Below are 21498 nucleotides of genomic sequence, written 5' to 3'. Positions count from 1 at the left end.
CGACAGCTTCGCCAGCAACGCTGGCTCCTGCAGGGGGGAGCGGGATTAGCGTCGGACGGCGTTTTCCTCGACATCAGGTGAAGTGTGTTGCGCCAGGCCTTTGAGATAGCTGGCGAACCCTTCCGGTGCCCGACTATCTGCCCGGCTGCTGGTTGCCACACTATGCTGCGCGGTCCATACAATTCGCGCGCCATTGGCCATCAGGGCATGGACCAAGTGCACATCCTCATGGGCCGGCAACGGGGCAAAGCCGCCTACGCGCTGGTAGGCGAGGGCGCACACGCCAAGGTTGGCACCATGGATATGCCGGTGGTTCTCGCAAGCCAGGTAGCTGTTGCGATAACGCCGGCGTAATTCGCCATCCTGCCAGCCTTGCCAGCGCTCGACATGCACGGTGCCGCACACCGCATCCGCCGCACACTGCAGTTGCCACGACAACCAATGCGGCGGTACCCGGCTATCGGCGTCAGTACAAGCCAACCAGCTCGCGCCACGCTCAAGCATCAACGCCGCGCCCAGACGTCGGGCTATGCCGACGTTACCGGCATCCACCTGCAAGGTGTGCACCCCATGGCGCTGGGCAATGGCTGGACTGCTATCGCTGCAGCGGTCGAGCACTACCAGTACTTGCACCTGCTGACCGCATTGCTCAACCTCGCGTGCAGCCCGTTTGACCGCCGACAGGCAGCGACCCAGGCGTCGCGCTTCATTGTGCGCGGGAATGATGACGGCAATCATGCGCAGGTCTCTTCGAGGTCGACGACACTGGGCCGGCACGCCCAGTATTCCAGGAGAAAATCCGCTTCTTCGTGGCGATATACCGGGTACAAGGGTAAATGCCTGGCCAGTAGCGTATGCACCTGGTGTCCGGTTTGTGGGCAGCCTGCGATGGGGTGAAGCCAATGGCAGGCCAGTAGGCCGCCGCTATCGTCCAGGCTGGCCAGCGATTGCTCTATCACTTGTAACCACTGGGTTGGGTCCAGGTAGTAGCCGATCTCACTGAGGACGATCAAGTCAAAGCGCCCACACGGCCAATCGCCCGGCAGATGGCCCTGATCGACACGCACATGGGTGGCGTTGCGCAGCCGCTTGCGCGCGAGCAAAACGGCGGTCGGATCAATGTCCTGACACCACAGTTCGGCGCAACGTTCGGCCAGCGCAGCGCTCAGTTCGCCATTGGCGCAAGCCGGCTCAAAGACCCTTGCGTAATACTGGCGCGGCAGGCTGGCCATTAGCAGCTGACGCTTGCGACGCTCGTACCAACGGCTGCGGAACGCCCACGGGTCATCGTTGTTTTTGTACAAGTCGGCGAAGTAACCGGCATCAAGGCTCATAGGAACACCAGTTCAAAGGGTTGCAGCAGACACTCCAGCAAGGCTGGGGGTAGTACTGCATCCTGGCCATTGTCTGAGCGGGTTTGGCTTGCATGCGCGGCAATCGCCCGGCGTTTGCGCGCCAGGCTTTGTTCGTCGAGCTGAATCCGATGCGCGCGTGACCATGGCAATCGGCTGTCTTCTGCTGTGGCCCAGTGCCAGGCCCAGACGGGCACTTCCACCAGGCGCACACCCCGCGCCCGGGCGGCCTGGGCGCAGGCCCTGCCGACAGCCTCATGGTCGGCATGGCCGTCGTCCTGCCAAGTGGTGAGGAGCACGTCTTGCGGGGTGAGCAATTGGATAAGATAATTGACCAGGTAGGCTTCATCGCGAGCCACGGCACTGTCTTTGAGTCGCAGTCTGCGCCAGTCGAGGTCATTGACTGTCAGGTCCAGGCATTGCAGCGCATGGCGGCTCTCCATCGGCCGATCATGGCGCAAGCGGTGCTCGGTCCATTGCCTGGAACGCCGATGGCTGGCTTCACCATCGGTGACCGAAATCAGCAGTAACGCGTGCTCTCGACCGTGGAAGCTGCACAGCAACCCGCCGCAGGCAAGAATTTCATCGTCAGGGTGCGGTGCGACGACCACCAGACGTTGGCCGGGCAGGCACAGTTGCGCAGGGCTAATCCAGCTGGCGCGGGCTAGATGGGCTGACTGCTGCCAGTGCGCCCACGGTGTGCCTTGATTCGCGGCAATTCGATTATTGCTCATAGCTGCCACGCTTGAGCAGGGACTTGCGCCACCTGTTGGCCCAAGGCTGCCAGGTCTTTTTCGGCGTGACTCTGGCGCAGGAACACCGGCAGGTCGGCGCTGAGCCGGGCAAAGTGGCTGCTGCGGCAGAACGGTGTGGCACCGAGGGCACGGCCAACATGGCGGATGACCTGCTCGACAGCGTGCTCCACCTGCGCTCGTACACGGCGGACCTCAAAGCCGGCATCCGCGCTTGGCTGACGATCGATCCAGGCGGCGCATTCGCGCAAGGCTGCGCGGGCGCCAAGCAACGCCGCATCGACCGCACCCAGGTGCGCATCGGCGTGAGGGTCCGGGCGAGGTTGCCGACAGTGTTCACGCAAATAGTCGGCCAAGGCCTGCGCCGCGCCATACCAACACGCGGCGATACCCGCCCCTCCATGCCAAAAGCCGGGACGTGCCAGGTACTGCCCGGGTTGACCGACAGCGATGCCTGGCGCTTCATCGAACACTATCTCCACACTGGTGGTAATGCCCATGCCTACGGCTTGCCACTGCTCAATATCAATATGCTGGCTGGGGTGCGAAAGCTCGATAGCGACCAATTGCGGCTGGTCTTGATCATCCCAGGCGGTGAGCAGCGCCCGGTCGATCTGCAGGGCCCCGGAACACCAGGCTTTGCGGCCTCCCAGGCGCACCTGGTGACCCTCTCGAGAGACGATCCGCGTGCGAGCGTAAGGCGGCTCGGCAGCCCAGACGCCCCAGATGCCATTGCCGACCAGGTGCGCTGCCGAGCATTCGGAAAGGATCGCCAAGGCGTCGGTGTGGCCTTCGTACAATTTGGCCAGGGCCAGGTCGCAACCGGCGACCCGTGCCAGCGTCTGCCAGCGCTGCAAGGTGTGGCCTTGACCGGGTAGCGGCAGCAAGTCGAGATGATCGTTCTGCAGCGCCTGCATCAGCGCTGGCAGCTGGGTATCGAGGTTAAGCGCCTGGGGGCGTTTGGTGAAGCTGTGCAACAGGCGGTCGAGGTTGCCCAGATCGGAATCCTGAATGATGCTCATGAGATTGACTCCTTGGGCCCGGCCTGGGCCGCCTTGGCGTTTTTTTTCCAGCCCCGCAGGTTCATGGCACACAGGCAAAACTGCAGGACGATCAAGGCCCAAGCCTGGATCTGCCAGCCCCAGGCCACCCACAACACATTGCTGCTGATAAAGCAGCAAAAGCCCAGGCGCCGACGGCGAGGCTGGTTCGAGCCGATGCACCAAGCGGCAAGCACCGTGAGCACCATCGCCGGCCACTGCAACAGGTCGACCCACGGGTTCATCAACTGAGCCCCAGCTGCTTGCGCATGGCGGCGGTTATTGATTGCCGGGTGTTGGCGTATTCAGCCCAAGGGTCATCAATCTGTGCCAGGCGTTCGCCGAGGTTGAACAGGTTCCATTGGTTGGCGCCTTTGAGTTGCGCCAGTTCCTCGCGCCAGATCGGCAGCGACACCGGCAGCCCCTCACGGGCGCGCAGCGAGTAGGCGCAGACGGTGGTCGCGCCCTTGCTGTTGCGCAGGTAGTCGATGAAGATCCGCCCGACCCGGTTATTTGGCCCAGACACCGCCGACAGGCGATCAGGAAACACCCCGGCCAAGTGATCGACGATGGCGTGGCTGAAGTCTTTGACTTCATCCCAACCAGCACGGCGGGTGAGCGGCACTACCAAGTGCAGGCCTTTACCGCCACTGGTCTTGATAAAGGTGCGCAACCCCAGTTCGTCGAGCAGAGTCAGGGTCAGCTGCGTGGCCTCCAGCATGGCTTTCCATGGCAGCGCCGGGTCCGGGTCGAGGTCAAGAACAAAGCGGTCGGGTTTGTCGAATTGCTTGTCGGTAGCGTTCCAGGTGTGCAGCTCGAGCATGTTCATTTGCACGGCACCGAGCAGCGTGTCTGGACGATTGATGACCATCGCCGCTTGACCGGCCTGGTCCTTGTTGTAGGTGACGAGGTGGGGAATACCCAGGCTGCTGGCGTTTTTCTGAAAGAACAGTTCGCCATCGAAGCCGTCCGGTGCGCGTACCAGGGCCACCGGGCGCTGCTTGAGGTGTGGCAGTATCCACGGCGCTACTTGGGCGTAGTATTCGGCGACTTGACGCTTGGTTGCACCGCTACTGGGATCAATCAGGCGATCGGGATGGGTCAGGCGTAATTCGCCCAGGTCTTCGGGCAAGGCCATGGTTTTATTCGGCATAGGGCGCTCCAGGTCAATCGCCGTCGCAGGTTTGTCATCGCGTAACCCGTGAAACACCGCATGACGAACAATGCCTTCACGGGTCATCTGCGCATACGCGACTTCGGCCAGCAGGCGCGGTTGCAGCCAGTGCACGCCGCGTGCCTCGGCGCCGCTGGGGGCATTGATCAACACAGGGCGCTCAGCGGCCAATGGCTTGAGTCGGGCATGAATGCTGTCGAGGGTGGTCGCACTGAAGCCGGTGCCGACCTTGCCGGCGTAACGCAATTGGCCGCTGTCATTATCATGCAGGGCCAGCAACAGCGCGCCGAATGCATGGCGGCTACCTTTCGGGTCGGTGTAGCCGACGATAATGAATTCCTGGCGTTGCTTGCATTTGAGTTTGATCCAATCGCGGCTGCGTCTTCCGACATAACTACTGTCCACGCGTTTGCCGATCAAACCTTCGAGCTGCATACGGCAGGCGCTGTCGAGCAGCGACGCGACGGGCTCGTCGAAGTCGGCAGAAAATTCCAGTTCGCTGGCTGTGTTGTGTTCGAGCAATGCGTGCAGCTGGGCACGCCGCTCTTGCAACGGGCACTGGCGCAGGTCCTTGCCATTGAGGTAGAGCAAATCGAACAGGTAATAACGGATTTGCTCGTCACTATTGCTGTCGAAGGCGTTCTGCAGCGCTTGGAAATCGGCAACGCCCTGTTCGCCGACGACCACCATCTCACCATCGAGCCAGGCCGACTTTAGCTTCAAGGTACGCAGCGCTGCGACCTGATGGGGCATCTTGGCGCTCCAGTCGTGGCCGTTGCGGGTGAACAGCCGTACCTCGTTAGCCTTGATACGCGCAAGGAGGCGGTAACCATCGAACTTCACTTCGTAGCGCCAGTCGCCACTGGGTGGGGACTCGACCAGTGTCGCTAACTGCGGATGCAAGTGCTCTGGCAGCTTGGCCTTACGTGCGGCGCTGGCACGTGCAGGACGTTGGCCGGCTGATGAAGTGGCTTGGCGTGGGAGCAAGGTACGCTCACTGAGCACACTATCGGGCTGCGCCTGGACAATATCGTAGTCGTCGGTACTGCGGGCTTCGTTATCTTCGGATTTGACTAGCATCCACTGCTCTTTTTTGCCGGCCAGGCGGGTACGAAACAGGTTCCACACCCCAGCCAGCTTCTCGCCTTGCAGGCGAAACCGCAGCTTGCCCTTGGCATAGGCCTGGCGGGGGTCACCCTCGGGCTGCCAGACCCCGCGGTCCCAGACGATCACATCGCCGGCGCCATAGTGCCCTTCAGGAATGGTGCCTTCGAAGCTGGCGTAGTCGAGCGGGTGATCTTCGACATGCACTGCCAGACGCCGAACCTTTGGATCAAGCGACGGCCCTTTGGGGATTGCCCAGCTTTTCAGGGTGCCATCGAGCTCCAGGCGAAAGTCGTAGTGCAGGTGGCTGGCATCGTGTTTCTGGATGCAATACTGCAAGGCATGCGCTTGTTTGGCGCGGGGTGCTTTGCCCATGGGTTCGGAGGTGGCGTTGAAGTCACGCTTGCGTTGGTATTCCTGCAGGGGCTTGGCCATGGCGACTCCAGGACAATTGGCGAGTCTCTAGAGGTGGGAGGGCGGCGCGAGGGGGAGAGTTCAATTTAACTGGATACCCACAAACCCACAGACGCTCAGGTCTTGCGCAAATCGCGCTTGACCTGCTGGCGCATCGCCTTGGCACGTTTTTCCAGAACCAGATAGGCGACCAACGCCAACAACAGCGGTATCAAGTAGTACAGCGTGCGATAGCCAAGCAGCGCCGCGACCAGCGTGCCTTGGCCAAGCTGACCCTGCAGCAGGGCCAGGAATACTGTCTCCAGTACACCCAGGCCTGCGGGCACATGGGCTATCACCCCGGCGACACAGCTGATCAGTAAAATCCCCAGAATCGACGGGTAGAACAGCTCATCGGGCAACAGCCAGTAGATCAGCGCCGCCATCAATGCCCAGTTACTCGCGCCCATAGCTACCTGAATCAGCGCCAGGCGCCACGACGGCAGGGTGATCTCATGGTCGCGCCAGCGCCAGGTACGGCGTCGGGCGAAACCACAGGCCAGCAGGTAGGCGACGGCCAGTAGCATCATCAACATGCCGATCAGTTGTAAACCCGTTGTGCCGACTGTCCAATTGGCCGGCAATTTGACTAGGCGCAGGGCGAATACCGTGCCCGCGAGGGCCAGGTAACCGACCCAGTTGGTGAGGATGCCCAGGCTGATGATCCGGGTGATGGTTGCCGTGTCCAGGCCCAACCGGCCGTACAGGCGATAGCGCAAGGCCACGCCACCGACCCAGGTGGTGAAATTAAGGTTGAAGGCATAACAGACGAAGGCCACTGGCAGTACTTGACGCACCGGCAGGTGATGGCCGGTATAGGCACGCCCGAGCAGGTCATAGCAGCTGAACAGGATGAAGCTGCACAGCGCCAGCCCCAGACCGACGGCCAGGGTCAAAGGGCTGTAAGCCTGCAATGACTGTTTGACTTCGTTCCAGTCCAGGTTGCGAGCCAGGAAGTACAGCAGCACGGGGATCAGCAGCAAGAACAACACCGTCAACAACCGCTTACCCCAGCTGAGCCAGCGCTGTTGCTGCATCAGGTCTTGCCCTCATGGAAGCTGCCATCGGCTTCAGTGTCCGGCTGTAGTGACTGCAACTTCTGGCGGTGGGCGGGGAACCAGCCGGCGATCACCGGAAAGCGCCGGATGATATGAAAACACATGAAAATCAACGGTGCGCGCCACCAATAGCCATGGACCATGCGTTCCAGGGTGACCGGCTTGCAGTGCTGGGCCCCGAGCTCACTTAAATGCTCATACAGATGCTGATTGAAGGCGCGATCGCGGATCAGCAGGTTAGCCTCAAGGTTGAAGGCCAGGCTCAGCGGATCGAGATTGCTCGAACCTACCGTTGACCACTCGTCGTCAACCAGGGCGACCTTGCCGTGCAGCGGACGCTGGCAGTACTCATAGATGGTCACGCCGTCGCGCAGCAAATAGTTGTACAGCAGCCGCGAGAGGGCGCGAACCCAACGCATGTCCGGTTGCCCCTGGAGGATCAGGGTGACCTGGACACCCCGGCGCGCTGCATTGCGAAGCTCGCGCAGCAGGCGATAACCAGGGAAAAAGTAAGCGTTGGCCACCACCAGACGCTTGCGCGCCGAGCGAAAGGCCTGCAGGTATTGCGCCTCGATGGCATTACGCTGACGCTGGTTGTCACGTTCAACCAATACAGCGCTGACTTTACCCGTCGGCTGGCGCGGTGGCCGTACCTGGCTGGGCGGCTCCAGCACCGGCGCCAACAGGCGGCGGCTGGAGGCATGCAGTTGGGCAACCACCGGCCCGGTCACTTCCACCGCATAGTCTTGTTTGGCCATCGGCCCATAGTCACCCAGGTGGTCAGCGCTATAGTTGATACCGCCGATGAACGCCTGCTCGCCGTCGACCACCACAATCTTGCGGTGCAGGCGGCGGAACAGGTTGGTGCGCATCCCGATCAGGCGCGGCTGCGGATCGAACACATGAAAACTGATACCGACTTCGGTCATGGCGCTAATGAATGTTTGTGGCAAGTCAGCGGTGCCATAACCATCGACCGCCACTTCGACCCGTACACCGCGTTGCGCCGCTTCAATCAGCACCTGTTGCAGCGCTTGACCCACCTTGTCATCAAAGATGATGAAGGTTTCCAGCAACACTTCTTCTTGGGCCTGAGCAATTGCTGCGAACACGCGGGGGTAGTAATCCTCGCCGTTGATCAGCAGCTGCACACTATTGCCATCAACCCAGGGTCTGTTCACAGGTTCACCTGCGCTGCCAGCGGAGCATGGTCAGAGAGGTGCGACCATGGCCAGCTGGACAGCACCTGGGCGTCGGTGGGGTAGGCGTTACGCAGGTAGATACGGTCCAGGCGCAGCACTGGCAAACGGGCCGGAAAGCTGCGTGCCAGGGCGCCACGAATCTTGCCGAAGGCTTCGAGCAGGCGTTGACCAAGCACGATATCGGCCTTTAGCCGCCAGTCATTGAAATCCCCGGCGATAATCACCGGAGCATCGGCCGGCAGGGTATCGAGTAATTTCAACAGCAAGCGCACCTGTTGCTGGCGATGGCTTTCGCGCAGGCCCAGGTGCACGCAGATAGCATGGACCTGATCATGCCCCGGCACATCCAAGCGAGCGTGCAACAAGCCGCGCTGTTCGTTGCCGTCGATCGACACATCCAGGTTGTGGTATTCGAGGATCGGGAACTTCGACAACAGCGCATTGCCATGATCGCCATGGGGATAAACTGCATTACGGCCATACGCGAACTGCGGCCACATACTGTCGGCGAGAAACTCATACTGCGGAGCGTCTGGCCAGGCTGGATGGCGCCGGGCATGCTGGGTGTGGCTGCCATGCACCTCCTGGAGGAACACCAAGTCTGCCCCGGTGGTGCGCACGGCCTCGCGCAGCTCCGGCAGGATGAAGCGCCGGTTGAGGGCGGTGAAGCCCTTGTGCACGTTGATCGTCAGCACGTTCAGGCGGTGCACGGCGGTGGCCCGGTCGATAACACAGGTGGGCGCTGGCGAGGTCTTGGTCACAATTACTATCACCGTATGGGTCCATACGCTAACGACCGATAGCCGGCGCTACGGTTCAGCAGGAATGACGAATGGTGTTCACGTTGGCGAAAGCGTTGAACTTTGCCCGCCACTACGTTTCCACCGCTTAGCGCGATAGTGGTCTATTTGCCGCAAAACACCGCCTGATAGCGGTTCGCCGCACTAACTGGAATGACTCGCCATCACAGGAGGCCACCATGGCCAGGCACATCATCCACTTCACCGGCCCGATCAATTCATCCACCTGCGGCAACTTCATCACCACCTGTGCGCGTGCTCAGCGCGAGGGCGCCGACGTGTTGCAGATCAATATCGCCACCATGGGCGGTGAGTGCAGCTACGGCTTCACGCTGTACAACTTCCTGCGTGCTTTGCCGCTGCCGGTGCATACCCACAACCTGGGGACGGTGGAATCGATGGGCAACATTCTGTTCCTGGCGGGTGAACAGCGCACGGCCTGTGCACACAGCAAGTTTCTATTTCACCCTTTTCATTGGACCGTGCACGGCTCTGTGGACCATGCACGGATGGCCGAATATGCCATGAGCCTGGACTACGACCTACGCCTGTACGCCGAGATTGTCGCCGAACGTACCCGAGGAGCAGCAGAACCGCTGGATATTCCACGCTACCTGATGGCCTACCCACGCATCCTCACGCCCCAAGAGGCACTGCGAACCGGCATGATTCAGGCTATCGATGACGCCCCTGTCGCCGCCGATGCTTGCCAATGGAGTGTGCATGCCTGATGCGTATCACCAGTCCACGGCGTAGCTCAGCGCCAAGCGGAGGCCTGCGCATTCGGGTAGGGCGCTGCGGCGACAGGCCGAAGTTGGAATGATGCAGATCCTGCAGCTAGGCTACCTGATGTCTGTAAAGGCACATCTCATCACAGAGGAACACCGCTCATGACACACAAACTTGTTCGAAACGCGTTTGTTATCGGTCTGTTGAGCACCGCCGGGGCGTTGGCGCATGCTGACCAGGCTGGTGGCAATGGCTGCGGCTGGGGCAACATGCTGTTCGAAGGCAAAAACGGCTTGTTCCCACACCTGTTGGCAACCACCACCAACGGCACGTCGGGTAACGCCACCTTCGGCCTGACCTCAGGGACCAATGGTTGCGATTCAAAAGCACACTTGGGGTACGGTGGCCGCTCATGGCTGGCAATGAACAATATGCTCGATACCATTGCCGAAGACATGGCTCAGGGCCAGGGTGAAGCCTTGAACGCTTACGCCACGCTGTTGGGCATCGACCCGGCTGATCGCGCCCATTTCGCCCAAGTTACCCACCAGAACTTCGCCACAATCTTCACAACGCCGGATGTGACCGGGGAACAGGTGCTGAGCAATACCTTGAATGTCATGAGCAGCGACCCGCAATTGGCGCGCTACGCGAAGATGCCGAGCTGAATGGCGGCGCTTGCACAGGCGTGGGCAGAGGAGGCAGCAATTGACGGTGGCAGTAGCGAGGGGCGAGCCTGGTGCTCGCCCTTGGCTGCTTCGACGTCACTATTGCGCCACTGCGATACAGCTAGGCTGCGCGCTCCAGCGCACCCAGCAAACGGGTAAATTCCTTCGCCAGCTTATGAGTGGGTGCCAAATGCACGATAGGCACTGACGCACGGTGCGACTCGCGCATTTTAATCGAGCTGCTGAGATAGACCGGCAGCACAGGCAAGCCCTCGGCAAGTAGTTCGTTAATCAGCGTCTGGTGCAACACGGTGCGGGCAGTGAACTGATTGACTACCACACCTTCGACCTGCAGCGACTGGTTATGGTCGTCGCGCAAGTCATTCACTTGCGCAACCACACTATACAGCGCCTGGCGCGAAAAGCTGTCGCAGTCAAACGGGATCAGCAGCCTGTCCGCCGCGACCAGGGCGCTGAAGGTGTAGAAGTTGAGCGAGGGCGGCGTATCGATGTAGATGCGCTCGTAGTCTTCGGAAAGCTCAATCAACAGCTTGCGCAGTTTGTTGACCTTGAATTTGCTCTCAAGCTTTGGCTGCAGATCGGTGAGTTCCGGGCTTGCTGTCACCAGATGCAAATTGTCATAAGCCGTCTCGGTGATTGCCACTCGACACTTTTTGCTGGCCGGGCCGCTGGATAAGGTCTGTTTGAAGAAGTCGGCGATACCCGGGGGAATATCATTGTTGCTCAGGCCAGTAAGGTAATGCGTGGAGTTTGCCTGGGAATCAAGATCCACCAGCAGTGTGCGATACCCTTCGGCAGCACTGACGGCAGCAAGGTTGCAGGCGATGCTGGATTTGCCAACGCCACCTTTCTGATTGAATACGACGCGACGCATGCGGCTAAGATCCTTGTAAGTCCTGCGGCCGAATAAAAAATCAGGAGCAACGGCGATAATATGACCGAAAGGTTTCATTTATAAGACAGGTAACCATCCTCAGCGTAGCGGGCTGTTGCTATTTCGGCTGAACCCTCTGACTTTGCCTGTGCATCACCCATGCCAAGCTCTTTGCTTCTTCAGCTTCTTGGGCCGCCATCAGGGCTGCCACGGGGTTGCACGGTACTGGCCGCCGGGTGGTGGGGTTACGCGCCAAGGCCATGCAAGGATGCCCGCGATGGGTAAACGCGTAAGCGATGATCCAGGCCTGATGGACCCTGGACCGAAATCGCGCAAAGGCCATGTTCATCAGCTATCTCCTCTGCAGACTGTGTACTGGCGAGATACTGACGCACAGCGACAGCCACGCAGCATCAGGGAGACATGAAAATGCTGTAGTGGACGCACTACAGCGCATTTGTCGGCTAGCCTTGAAGCCAGTTCGCGTTATGAACGCAAAGGAACTGAACCCGTGAGCTGATCCCATGAATAGCCAATGAGGACCGCCGCCATGACCGCTCCTACTGACAAGCCTGTTACCGATCCCGACAATCCGCTGTTAGTGCTCAACGCCTTGGCCACGCCTTCGAGGCGCAACTTCTTGCGCACCCTCGGGATTTCCGGCATGGCTGCGGCTACAGCACCGGTATGGGCACAATCCAGGCAAGCAGAAACACCCATCAACGACAGCGATAAACCTTTGGTCAAAGGTGAGCAGCGCATCACCCTCAAGGTCAATGGTCAGTCACATACCCTCAATGTCCCCGGCAATGCTGTGCTGTTGGATGTGTTGCGTGATCGCCTGCAACTGACCGGCAGCAAAAAAGGTTGTGACCATGGCCAGTGCGGCGCTTGTACCTTGCACGTCAATGGCCAGCCGGTGAACAGTTGCCTGTCATTGGCGGCCATGCACCAGGACGACGACATCACCACCATTGAAGGGCTGGAGCGCAATGGTCAGCTACACCCGCTGCAAGAAGCGTTCTGGGCCCACGATGCGTTTCAGTGCGGTTACTGCACCTCGGGGCAAATCATGACGGCAGTCGCCATCCTCAACGACCCGAACATCGGTGCGGATGACGCCAGCGTGCGTGAGGCCATGAGCGGCAACATCTGTCGCTGTGGCGCCTATAAGAACATCCTCGCTGCCATCCAGGACGCGCGGGGCAAGATGCAGGGGGCCAGCTGATGAGACCCTTGGACTACCTGCGCGCCACCAGCCCTGAACAGGCGATTTCACTGCATGCGCGTAACCCGGCCAGCGCGTACCTGGCAGGTGGCACCACGCTGCTGGATCTGGTCAAGCTCGACGTCATGCAGCCTGATCGTGTCATCGACGTACATACCCTGGGATTGAACCAGATTGAGGTGTTGAGCGATGGCCGCACACGGATTGGCGCCATGGTCACCAATACCCAGCTTGCCCATGACCTGCGAATCAAGCAGGCCTACGCCGTACTGTCGCAGGCGCTGCTCAGCGGTGCCACCACCCAATTGCGCAATAAGGCCACCACCGCTGGCAATGTGATGCAGCGGGTACGCTGCAACTACTTTCGCGACGGTGTATCGGCCTGCAACAAGCGCGACCCGGGTTCTGGGTGCGCTGCGATCGGCGGCCATAATCGCAGTGTGCATGCGGTGCTGGGGACCAGCGACCAGTGCATTGCCTGCCATCCCTCGGACATGTGCGTTGCCATGGCAGCGATTGGCGCCACGATAGAAGTGCTGGGGCCTTCAGGGACGCGGGCAATCGATTTTCTGGATTTTCACCTGTTACCTGGCAATACACCCTGGAAAGAGCATGCACTGGCTAAAGATGAACTGATCACCCACGTGACGCTGGCTGCGCCATTGGCGGGCAATACATCCGCTTACCAGAAGTTACGTGACCGGGCCTCTTATCAGTTTGCCCTGGCGTCCAGTGCAATCATTCTGGTGATGCAGGGCCAGGTGATCAAAGAAGCGCGAATTGCCCTGGGAGGCGTTGCCACCAAGCCCTGGCGGGCACTGGAGGCCGAACAGGCGCTGCGCGGTGTAACCGCTGACCCGGCACAATTTGCCAAGATTGCCGCGATGGCCCTGCAAGGCGCTGTACCTTTTACTCATAACGCTTACAAGATTGCGCTTGGCCAGCAGGCCATCGTACGCAATCTGATGACCTTGAGCCGCGGAGGTGCAGCATGAGCGAATCCATCATCGGCGGATCGCCCCGGCGCATTGACGGCCGCCTGAAGGTAACCGGGCAGGCCCTGTATACCGCAGATCAACATCCACCAGGCATGCTGTTCGCCTATGGCGTGTTCAGCACGGTGGCCAGTGGTTCGATCAAGTCCCTGGACAGCGAAGCGGCCCGGCGCAGCACCGGCGTGATCGACATTCTGCACCACGGTAACTTCCCTGAGGCTTTTCACACCTCACCGGTGCCATTTTCATTGGCTGGGGTACTCACCGGCACACGCACCGACGAGAAACGTTTACCGTTCGAGGATGAACGCATCCTCTATGCCGGGCAATTTGTCGCGCTGGTCATTGCCGATACCTTTGAACATGCCCGCGAGGCGGCAATTAAGGTCACGGTTACCTACAACGCCAGTGCGGCGATTGCCAACCTTGCCCAAGGTTTGAAACACAAAGCGCCGGCCGATGGCGGTCAGGGCCACAAGCGCGGCGATCCGGCGGCAGCCTTCGATAATGGCGTACAGCAAGTCGATCAGACCTACAGCACCCTGGTGCAAACCCATAACCCCATGGAAATGCACGCGACGGTCGCGATCTGGGAGGGTGACCGCCTGGTGGTGTACGAAGCCACGCAATCGGTGGTGGTTCAGCGCAACACATTGGCGCAGGTATTTGGCCTGCCACCTGAAAAGGTGGAGGTGCGAGCACCGTTCATAGGTTCAGGCTTTGGCAGCAAACTGTGGGTCTGGCCACATTGTATAGCCGCGTGCGCTGCGGCGAAAAAGTTGGGGCGGCCGGTACAATTGGTGGTGCCACGGGCGCAAATGTTCACCACCGTAGGGCACCGTCCACAAACCCGCCAACGCATGCGTTTGGCCGCGGATGCCGAGGGCAAGCTGGTGTCGTTGCGACATGAGTCGCTCAATACCGCAGGCTTTGGTGACAACTATGTCGAGAACTGCGGCGGCATGAGCGCCAGCCTTTATGCCTGTGCCAATGTTGAAATCAGCCATGGCATCGTCCAGGTCAACCGCGGTGCTCCCACCTCGATGCGCGCACCGGGCGCCGCCCCCGGCCTGTTTGCCCTTGAATCGGCCATCGACGAACTGGCCGAGAAATGCCAGATGGATCCTCTGGGGTTCAGACAGCTCAACTTCGCCGAACACAATGAGCAGGACAATCTGCCCTGGTCGAGCAATCACCTGCGAGAAGCGTTGGAGCAGGGCGCTCAGCGTTTTGGCTGGGCCACACGTAAAGCGGGCATTGGCAGCATGCGCGATGGCCATGAAGTCATCGGCTACGGTATGGCCCAGTGCAACTGGGATGCCTTTCGCACTCCCGCCCAGGCACGGGTGGCGATTAAGTCCGATGGCCGTGCCCAAGTATTTTGCGCCGCCCAGGATATTGGCACCGGTACCTATACCGTGATTGCCCAATGCGTCAGTGAACTGACCGGCTTGCCGATGGACAAAATCGATGTGCAACTGGGCAACTCATCGTTTCCCCCAGCGCCTGTTTCTGGAGGGTCGTGGCTCACCGCCAGCGTGTTGCCAGCGGTCGCCGAAGCCACACGCAAGGCACTTGAGCAGCTTAAAGGGTTCGCCGCGAGCGAGCAGGGCGGCATGGCCAACGTCAAGCCCGAGGCCATGATGGTGAGCAACGGCACGTTATCAGCGGGTGATCAGCGCGAAGATTTTGCCAACGTACTCAAGCGCCTGAAGATCGCCAGTGCTGAAGGCGAGGCCAGCACTGGCATGGTCGAGAAGCCCAAACATGCCTTCAGCTCCTTTGGCGCGCATTTTGTCGAGGTGCGCTGGGACCCGGGAATATCCCGGTTGCGGGTGGCGCGGGTGGTCAGTGCGATCGACGTAGGCAAGATCGTCAACGCCAAGACCGCGCGAAACCAGGTCGAAGGTGCAATTGTCATGGCGATAGGCATGGCGCTGTTCGAAGCTACCGATTACGACGAACGCAACGCGATGCCGGTTAACAACAACTATGCCGAGTATCTGGTACCGGTGCATGCCGATCAGCCGGAGATTGAGGTGATCCTGCTCGACTATCCCGACTACAACCTCAATGAGTTCGGTGCTCGCGGAATTGGCGAAATCGGCATCACTGGATTGGCTGCGGCAGTGGCCAACGCGGTGTACCACGCTACGGGCAAGCGCGTGCGTGATTTACCGATCAGTCTTGAAAAGTTGATGGAGGGCATGCCCACGACCAGTACCTGACCCGGAAAAGCACCGCGGTCAGTCTATTCAATTAGTCGCGTCGCGATGTGCGTCTGGCTACCCCGGCTACGCTCACGGGCGTGAGAGGGCGGCCAACGACTGCATTGGCTTCAGAAATCCAACTGTGGATACCCGGAATCGACAGGCTTTGGCCAACCTCAAGGGCACACAGCAGCACCAACCCGATGACAAGCAAGCCAGCCGATTTGATCAACAGGTTCATTGGTCTTTTCCTCTTAAAAAGTTGCTCGGCAAGTCCTCGGTGTTTGGCAGGTCTTTGAGGTCAATCTTTTTCGCCTGGCTAGAATTTTTGAACGTGAAGTCATCCGTCGCGACCGCCTCAGCCGTTTTCCAGTCACTCAGCTGAATGCTGTACTGCGGCCCACCGGCAATCAGTTTTGAAGTGATGACATACCGGCACGGGTAGGGGTGTTCGCCCTGGGCGATCCATATCTGCCAATCCACTTCTTTTTTTCGAAAGGCCAGGTGGTCGCATTCAACGCCACCCATCACACCGCTGCCCAGGTCCTTGATGTCGGTTACTCCCTCCATCAATTGTTTCTCGGGATTGGACATGAACAGGTCGGCTCCCGGCAGCGGCCTGTTGTATTGATCCCTGAGTACATCGAGTAAATGATCAAGGTCCCCCGGGATTGGCACCTGCGCGTAAAGGTTTTTACCTTTGCCGAACAGAGTCAGGGTCTTGCCATCAAAGAGCATCTCAATGTCGGCAAAGCCACTGGCCCGCGTACTGCGTATCTTGTCAGGGCGGTTGATCACCACCATGCCGGACCCGGCCAATGCGAGTCGCTGCTGATCTTGGGTGACGACTTCAAGGAGGGTGTCATAGTTGAATGACAGACTTTTTTGCGCCGACATATAGTCGGACATGTTCTTGAGTTGGGTTTTAGCGTATGCCTCATCGGCGTGCGCAGTGGTTGCCGTGGCAAATCCAATGATCAATAGCAGACCCGCTTGGTTGATGCGGGCAACTGAGGATCCGATCAACGTTTTGGCGATCTTTTCCATCGGGGTCACCGCTTTAAGAGTGCCGAAGTGGCAGTGCGGATCTATAACGTTAGTTGCATAACCTTTTGCCTGCTGTCCCTTTGCCGACCACTCATCTGAAGCCGTGCTGACGCAGATCGACAAAGAAAAAGTAGCAGCAGGCTATTTTTGATAGAGGAGGGTGACCGCCCACAGCACCAAAGATGCCTGCTGCTACGAAGCAGGTATGACCTTCACGTTTCCGGTCACAACTTGTCTGTTCTCGATAGTGGACAATCAGGGCGATAGAGAAAACCACCTGTAATGGGTAGTCGCCGGGGGGGATGTCAATTGCTCTCGTTCAGGCAACTGCCGAGCGAGCGTTGACTGATGGGTTTTGAGACTTTCAATTAATGCGCAAGCCCAGCTCGGTGCTGGGCTTCTTGCATAGGGTGCCGCTAGTATTTGATATCGCGAGCGGTATCGCGGGTATCTTGCTTGGTGTCGCGCTTGTCCTGGCGGCAGTCGGCCCGGCTCTTTTCATCACCTTCCTTGCATTCTTCCTTGGTTTCCCGAGCGGCGTCGCGCCCTTCCTGTTTGGTATCACGCGATTCCTGACGTTGGTCCGCCTGGTCGGTCGCGTAGCTCAACGTGGGAACACACACGCTGCCGGCTGCAATGGCCAGTGTGGTCAGGGCGGTCAAATAGTATGTGCGAATCATGATCTTCCTCCTGTTCCAGAGTACTCAATCACTTCGTGTCGCTGTCATCCACTGCAGGCGCTGACCGAGGTGGTTGGGCCGCGCAGAACGAAAAAAATTCGTTGGGGTGGGAATATTAACGATAGGACGATATAAGCCATCCTACAAGGACGGCGATGCAAGGTGGGTGCAGCGATTGGGGTTACAACGTGAGCCTTGGAGAGACCTCAAACTGAATCATGCTCGGTAAACGCACCTTCGCATTTTGTTGGCCGGGCAAGAACTTAAACACTGGCCGCAGGTCTGACGTTTCACCTAGATACTCGCCTTTGGAGGCGTAAAAATCATGCAGCAAACCCTGGTGGCCGTCGTTGCCAGTGCATTTGTCTTGGGGACAACAGCACTGTTGCCTAGCGAACTTTCGCCGATTGGCTCGGCTGTGGATGGTTGTCTTTGAAACCGTCATTCAGTACGCAGAGACCCGGCCTTGGGCTGGGTTTCTTGCATCTGCTACCGGGCATCATCCTGGCGTTCTGCGCGGGTGCTCCGCTTTGTTCGGTGGCTGCCGAGCGAAGCGCACATGCACAAAGCAACAGTGCATCCACCACCTTGATTGAAACCGCCTCACGCCAGTATGAAAATGGCCAGTTGGACCAAGCAGCTGCCACGCTCGAACGTGCCCTGCATATCCAGCCAAACAACCCGGCGACGCTACATTACCTGGGAGTGTTGCGTCTTCAGCAGGGGCAATACCAGCAGGCTGAAACATTGGCAGCGCGCTCAAACCTGCGGGTTGGTCGCAACGTCAGTTTACGTAATCGTAACTTCCAGTTGATTCAGGCCGCGCAGCAGGCCCGGGATTCAAACACCCCAGCCGATATGGTCGCCGTGCAGGAGGGGTTGTAGGGGCGGCCCAAAGGTGTGCTGTTCACCGCTCGGCAGTATCCCGTGAGTACCGCGTTTTCAGCACATACCGCAGCGATGCTGCCAGGGTTTGGCCATGGCTGAGCCCGTCGAAGTTGTGATACTTCAGCGTCAATCCAGTTGTTCCTTGCAGCGCCTCCAGCAATTGTCGCGTCAGGCGCTCCGCTTGCGGGTCGACCGGCCCGCGTGGGGTGGCGGGTTCGGCGCTACCGCGCATCAACAGGAGCTGAGCGTGCTGTCCGTGCAGGCGCTGCGCCAGGCCCCGGGTGTGCGTGAGGATCGCTTGATCTCCCCACCACAGCGATGGGCTGGCCGCCGCATAATGCTGGAACGCTCCCGGCTGCGTGAACAACGCATGCAGCACCAACAGGCCGCCGTAGGAATGCCCCCATAGCGTTTGCTCGTGGGTATCGATCGGCACCTGCGCGGCTACAGTCGGCTGGATGCGTTCGCGCAGCAGCTCGAGAAACGCGTCGGCACCACCGCTGGGTTGCCCAGTCAGTGGATCTTCCTGCTTCGCCACCCCTGCAAGACGCGGAGTGTAATCGAAGGTGCGGGCGGTGCGCTCTATGCGTAGCGGTGTCTGGTAACCGATGGCCACCAGCAGCGGCGCACGGCTTGGCTCCAGCCGCTTGAGCTGCTCGGCATCCAGAGCACCGATTGCAGCGTTGCCATCGAGCATCCATAGCACTGGGTAGCCATCTTTGGGGGCAGGGTAGCGCGGTTGGCCGATCCAAAGCTGGTAATGGCGCTGGCCGTCGGCCGAGTCCAGTTGCAGGCTGCTGAAGCGGTAGGGCAGATCCTGGCGTTGCAGCAGCCGTGTGTCCATCGACTGGTCCGGCGCCGGCTGCGCCTGGGGTGCAAGCCCAGGCAACAGCATTGCGAAGGCCCAGGCCAGGGGCCGGGTAAAAAATCTCATCAGGCGATCTCGTTATAGGTTCAGAACGATGCGGTCAGGCTGGTGTACAAGGTGCGGCCGGGTTCGTTGTAAGTCGCGGCGCCAGCGCCTGCGATGTTGTTCACGCCTTGGGCGTTGCCTTCGCGGTACAGGCGTTTGTCGAACAGGTTGTCGACCCCGGCGGTCAGGCTCAGGTTGCGGGTGATGGCGTAGGTGCCGCTGACGCCGGCAATGGCGTAGGGCGACAGTTGGTTGTTGGCGCTGCCGGTCACGCGGTCGCCGTGGTAGTCGTATTTCTTCGGTGTCTGCTTGCCGTACCAGGCCACGCTCGCCTGCAGCGACAGGTCGTCGCTGGCTTGCCAATCGAGCATCGAGTTGAGGGTGAAGCGAGGGGTTACCGACAGGTAATCGCCGGTTTCCTTGTTTTTCGATTGCAGCATGTAGGTGAAGTTGTTGTTCCAGGTCAGTTGCGTGGCCAGTGGAATGGTCAGGGTGCCCTCCAGGCCTTCGACCAGTGCTTTGGGTACGTTCTCCCACTGGTATACCGCGGCGTTGGCATTGCTGCCGCTGCCACCTGAAGCCTGGTCCACCGGCGCCAGGCCGGACTCGACCTTGTTCTTGTAGTCGTTGCGAAAGTACGTAAGGCCAGCCACCCAGCCGTCAGCCTTGTACTCCAGGCCCAGTTCTTTGTTGACGCTGGTCTCGGCCTTGAGGTTCTCGTTGCCTTGCAGGTAGCAACTGGTGGTTTGCCCGTAGCAGCCCTGGCCACGGCTGTAGAGCAGATAGTCGGGGTTCAGCTGATACAGGTTCGGCGCCTTGTAGGCCCGGGCGATACCGGCCTTGAGGGTCAGCGTCTGGGTCAAGGCATGGGACAGGTTGAGCGAAGGGCTCCAGTTGTCGCCGACGATGCTGTGGTGGTCGAAGCGCAGGCCCGGGGTGAGCATGGTGCCGGGCGCCAGCTCGATGTTGTCTTCGGCGAACAGCGAGAAGATCTGCGCCGACGACGAGGTGTCACGACCGCTGCTGGTGAGGCCATCGACCGCACCGCCTTCAGTGGTGCTTTGGCTGTTGGCACTTGGGTCGTCGAGTTTCTGTTGCATCCATTCGCTGCCCAGGGTCAGGGTCTGATCCAGGCCAACGTGCAGGGGCAGGTTGACCTCGCCGTGGGCAGTGAGGTCGCGCAGCACTGCAGTGTAGAAGTTAGTATCGCTGAAAATGCCCTCGGTGCCGCCGGCCAGCCCCTCGTTGATGCGGCTGTTACGGGTCTTTTCGTATTGCAGGTAGGCCATGGAACTGCCGAAGTCCCATTCGCCGCGATGGGTCAGCGAGTAGTTTTCGCGGTAGGTGCGATTGGTCTCATGGCCGAGCATGCTTTTCACATTGGCGTTGCTGTTGGTGTTCTGGGTATCGCCGGTATAGAGGTTGCCCTGGCGGCTGAAGCCGGCCTCGATATCCACGGTCTGTTCCGGGCTCAGGCGCCAGCTCAGCAGGCCGTTGAGGTCCTTGTTGCGCACGCCTTCGCGGCCCGCCGGCAGCGTCCCGGCCTGATTACCGGTGCGCGCCGATTCGTGACCCTGGTTGATATCCCAGTCGTCGGCATCGGTCTTGGCCACATTGCCGTAGACCCGGTAGCTGAAGTTTTCGGTCAGCGGCCCGTTGAGGCCGAAGCTCATGCGCTTGGTTGCGCCTTCGTCCTTGTGCGTCGGGAAGTTGGTGTAGACCGTGGCGTTGCCGTGGGTCGTGGCCCCGGCCTGTTTGGTGATGATGTTGATCACCCCGCCAGCCGCACCGTTACCGTAGCGGGCAGCGGCCGGGCCACGGATAACCTCGATGCGCTCGACCTGATCGGCCGGCACCCAGTTGGTGTCGCCACGGCTGTCGCGCTCGCCGCGCCAGCCATAACGCACTGAGTTGCGGCTGCCCACTGGCTTGCCATCCACCAGAATCAAGGTGTTTTCCGGGCCCATGCCACGGATATCGATCTGCCGGTTGTTGCCGCGCTGGCCGCTGGTGGAGTTGCCGGTCAGGTTGACCCCCGGCATGGTGCGGATGATTTGTGACAGGTCGTTGGCGGGCGGGCGCTTCTGGATATCTTCGGCGGTGATCACTGACACGCCGGGGGCCTGTTTGGTCTCTTCCTTGGCGGTGGCGACGATGGTCTGGGTTTGCAGTACCAGGGCCGGCGGTTGGCTGTCCTCAGGGTTTTCGGTGGCGGCGTGTACGGCGCAGGACAGCAGGTAGCAGCTGGACAGCAGGAAGGGAACCAAAGGGCGCAGCGAACGGGACGACATCGTTGATCTCCGGGGACAG

General features: G+C 60.0%; 20 protein-coding genes and 1 pseudogene. 6 read left to right on the top strand and 15 right to left on the bottom strand.

Translation table 11 applies throughout. The features are described from left to right. Positions 1-45: 45 nt before the first annotated feature. The 9 genes from ACQRAX_RS04180 to ACQRAX_RS04140 all read right to left on the bottom strand — a co-directional run bounded on the left by ACQRAX_RS04180 (position 46) and on the right by ACQRAX_RS04140 (position 8896). A complete protein-coding gene (locus ACQRAX_RS04180) occupies positions 46-738 on the bottom strand; it encodes a glycosyltransferase (RefSeq protein WP_412039303.1) in 693 nt (230 codons plus the stop codon). After that, positions 735-1334 (bottom strand): class I SAM-dependent methyltransferase, encoded by a 600-nt coding sequence (locus ACQRAX_RS04175; RefSeq protein WP_412039304.1) that lies wholly within the window; start codon positions 1332-1334, stop codon positions 735-737. Before ACQRAX_RS04175 ends, ACQRAX_RS04180 begins: the two co-directional genes overlap by 4 nt. Continuing rightward, positions 1331-2086 (bottom strand): PIG-L deacetylase family protein, encoded by a 756-nt coding sequence (locus tag ACQRAX_RS04170; protein WP_412039305.1) that lies wholly within the window; start codon positions 2084-2086, stop codon positions 1331-1333. Before ACQRAX_RS04170 ends, ACQRAX_RS04175 begins: the two co-directional genes overlap by 4 nt. Continuing rightward, positions 2083-3126 carry an acyl-CoA dehydrogenase gene (locus ACQRAX_RS04165; RefSeq protein ID WP_412039306.1) on the bottom strand — a complete coding sequence of 348 codons (1044 nt, stop codon included), beginning with the start codon at positions 3124-3126 and terminating at the stop codon, positions 2083-2085. Before ACQRAX_RS04165 ends, ACQRAX_RS04170 begins: the two co-directional genes overlap by 4 nt. Beyond that, positions 3123-3389: a hypothetical protein gene (locus ACQRAX_RS04160; protein WP_412039307.1), complete on the bottom strand. Its 267-nt coding sequence runs from the start codon at positions 3387-3389 to the stop codon at positions 3123-3125. The genes ACQRAX_RS04165 and ACQRAX_RS04160 overlap by 4 nt, the downstream gene beginning before the upstream one ends. Beyond that, positions 3389-5857 carry a DNA ligase D gene (gene ligD / locus ACQRAX_RS04155; RefSeq protein ID WP_412039308.1) on the bottom strand — a complete coding sequence of 823 codons (2469 nt, stop codon included), beginning with the start codon at positions 5855-5857 and terminating at the stop codon, positions 3389-3391. The genes ACQRAX_RS04160 and ligD overlap by 1 nt, the downstream gene beginning before the upstream one ends. 95 nt (positions 5858-5952) lie before the next feature. Continuing rightward, a complete protein-coding gene (locus tag ACQRAX_RS04150) occupies positions 5953-6912 on the bottom strand; it encodes a lysylphosphatidylglycerol synthase domain-containing protein (RefSeq protein ID WP_412039309.1) in 960 nt (319 codons plus the stop codon). Further along, positions 6912-8114, bottom strand: coding sequence for a cardiolipin synthase ClsB (clsB, locus tag ACQRAX_RS04145; RefSeq protein ID WP_412039310.1), 1203 nt, complete (start codon positions 8112-8114; stop codon positions 6912-6914). Before clsB ends, ACQRAX_RS04150 begins: the two co-directional genes overlap by 1 nt. Next, complete coding sequence (locus ACQRAX_RS04140) at positions 8111-8896, bottom strand: endonuclease/exonuclease/phosphatase family protein (RefSeq protein WP_412039311.1); 786 nt, start codon at positions 8894-8896, stop codon at positions 8111-8113. Before ACQRAX_RS04140 ends, clsB begins: the two co-directional genes overlap by 4 nt. Before the next feature lie 218 nt (positions 8897-9114). On the opposite strand from ACQRAX_RS04140, the gene ACQRAX_RS04135 reads away from it, so the two are divergent. Both ACQRAX_RS04135 and ACQRAX_RS04130 read left to right on the top strand, forming a co-directional pair. Next, entirely contained in the window at positions 9115-9666 is a 552-nt protein-coding gene (locus ACQRAX_RS04135) for an ATP-dependent Clp protease proteolytic subunit (protein ID WP_412039312.1), read from the top strand. 159 nt (positions 9667-9825) lie between these two features. Further along, the gene (locus ACQRAX_RS04130; RefSeq protein WP_412039313.1) at positions 9826-10332 is read left to right on the top strand and encodes a DUF3015 domain-containing protein; all 507 of its coding nucleotides are present in this window, start codon (positions 9826-9828) and stop codon (positions 10330-10332) included. A gap of 121 nt (positions 10333-10453) precedes the next feature. On the opposite strand, the gene ACQRAX_RS04125 is transcribed toward ACQRAX_RS04130, so the two are convergent. After that, positions 10454-11227: a ParA family protein gene (locus ACQRAX_RS04125; RefSeq protein ID WP_412039380.1), complete on the bottom strand. Its 774-nt coding sequence runs from the start codon at positions 11225-11227 to the stop codon at positions 10454-10456. A 550-nt stretch (positions 11228-11777) separates the two neighbouring features. Between ACQRAX_RS04125 and ACQRAX_RS04120 the strand changes: the two genes are divergently transcribed. From ACQRAX_RS04120 to ACQRAX_RS04110, 3 genes are read left to right on the top strand one after another with little or no spacing between them, the layout of a single operon-like run. After that, positions 11778-12455: a (2Fe-2S)-binding protein gene (locus tag ACQRAX_RS04120; RefSeq protein WP_412039314.1), complete on the top strand. Its 678-nt coding sequence runs from the start codon at positions 11778-11780 to the stop codon at positions 12453-12455. After that, on the top strand, positions 12455-13450 hold the full coding sequence (locus ACQRAX_RS04115) for an FAD binding domain-containing protein (protein ID WP_412039315.1): 996 nt from the start codon (positions 12455-12457) through the stop codon (positions 13448-13450). Before ACQRAX_RS04120 ends, ACQRAX_RS04115 begins: the two co-directional genes overlap by 1 nt. Further along, positions 13447-15678: a xanthine dehydrogenase family protein molybdopterin-binding subunit gene (locus ACQRAX_RS04110; protein WP_412039316.1), complete on the top strand. Its 2232-nt coding sequence runs from the start codon at positions 13447-13449 to the stop codon at positions 15676-15678. The genes ACQRAX_RS04115 and ACQRAX_RS04110 overlap by 4 nt, the downstream gene beginning before the upstream one ends. A 31-nt stretch (positions 15679-15709) precedes the next feature. Here the strand turns inward: ACQRAX_RS04110 and ACQRAX_RS04105 are convergent, their stop codons facing one another. From ACQRAX_RS04105 to ACQRAX_RS04095, 3 genes are all read right to left on the bottom strand, one after another. Further along, entirely contained in the window at positions 15710-15901 is a 192-nt protein-coding gene (locus tag ACQRAX_RS04105) for a hypothetical protein (RefSeq protein ID WP_412039317.1), read from the bottom strand. Continuing rightward, on the bottom strand, positions 15898-16707 hold the full coding sequence (locus tag ACQRAX_RS04100) for a DUF2092 domain-containing protein (protein ID WP_412039318.1): 810 nt from the start codon (positions 16705-16707) through the stop codon (positions 15898-15900). The genes ACQRAX_RS04105 and ACQRAX_RS04100 overlap by 4 nt, the downstream gene beginning before the upstream one ends. Positions 16708-17123: 416 nt before the next feature. Next, positions 17124-17387, bottom strand: coding sequence for a hypothetical protein (locus ACQRAX_RS04095; RefSeq protein WP_412039319.1), 264 nt, complete (start codon positions 17385-17387; stop codon positions 17124-17126). Between the two features lie 471 nt (positions 17388-17858). Between ACQRAX_RS04095 and ACQRAX_RS04090 the strand changes: the two are divergent. Continuing rightward, positions 17859-18269, top strand: a pseudogene (locus ACQRAX_RS04090) (tetratricopeptide repeat protein); the annotation flags it as partial. A 25-nt stretch (positions 18270-18294) separates the two neighbouring features. Here the strand turns inward: ACQRAX_RS04090 and ACQRAX_RS04085 are convergent. Next, positions 18295-19209: an alpha/beta hydrolase gene (locus tag ACQRAX_RS04085; RefSeq protein WP_412039320.1), complete on the bottom strand. Its 915-nt coding sequence runs from the start codon at positions 19207-19209 to the stop codon at positions 18295-18297. Positions 19210-19229: 20 nt separating this feature from the next. Next, a complete protein-coding gene (locus ACQRAX_RS04080; protein WP_412039321.1) occupies positions 19230-21479 on the bottom strand; it encodes a TonB-dependent siderophore receptor in 2250 nt (749 codons plus the stop codon). Between the last annotated feature and the right edge of the window lie 19 nt (positions 21480-21498).

This window comes from Pseudomonas sp. UM16, from assembly GCF_050312595.1.
Taxonomy (GTDB): domain Bacteria; phylum Pseudomonadota; class Gammaproteobacteria; order Pseudomonadales; family Pseudomonadaceae; genus Aquipseudomonas.
Note: the sequence above shows the minus strand (reverse complement) of the source record. Positions and strands in the feature narration are given on the sequence as shown.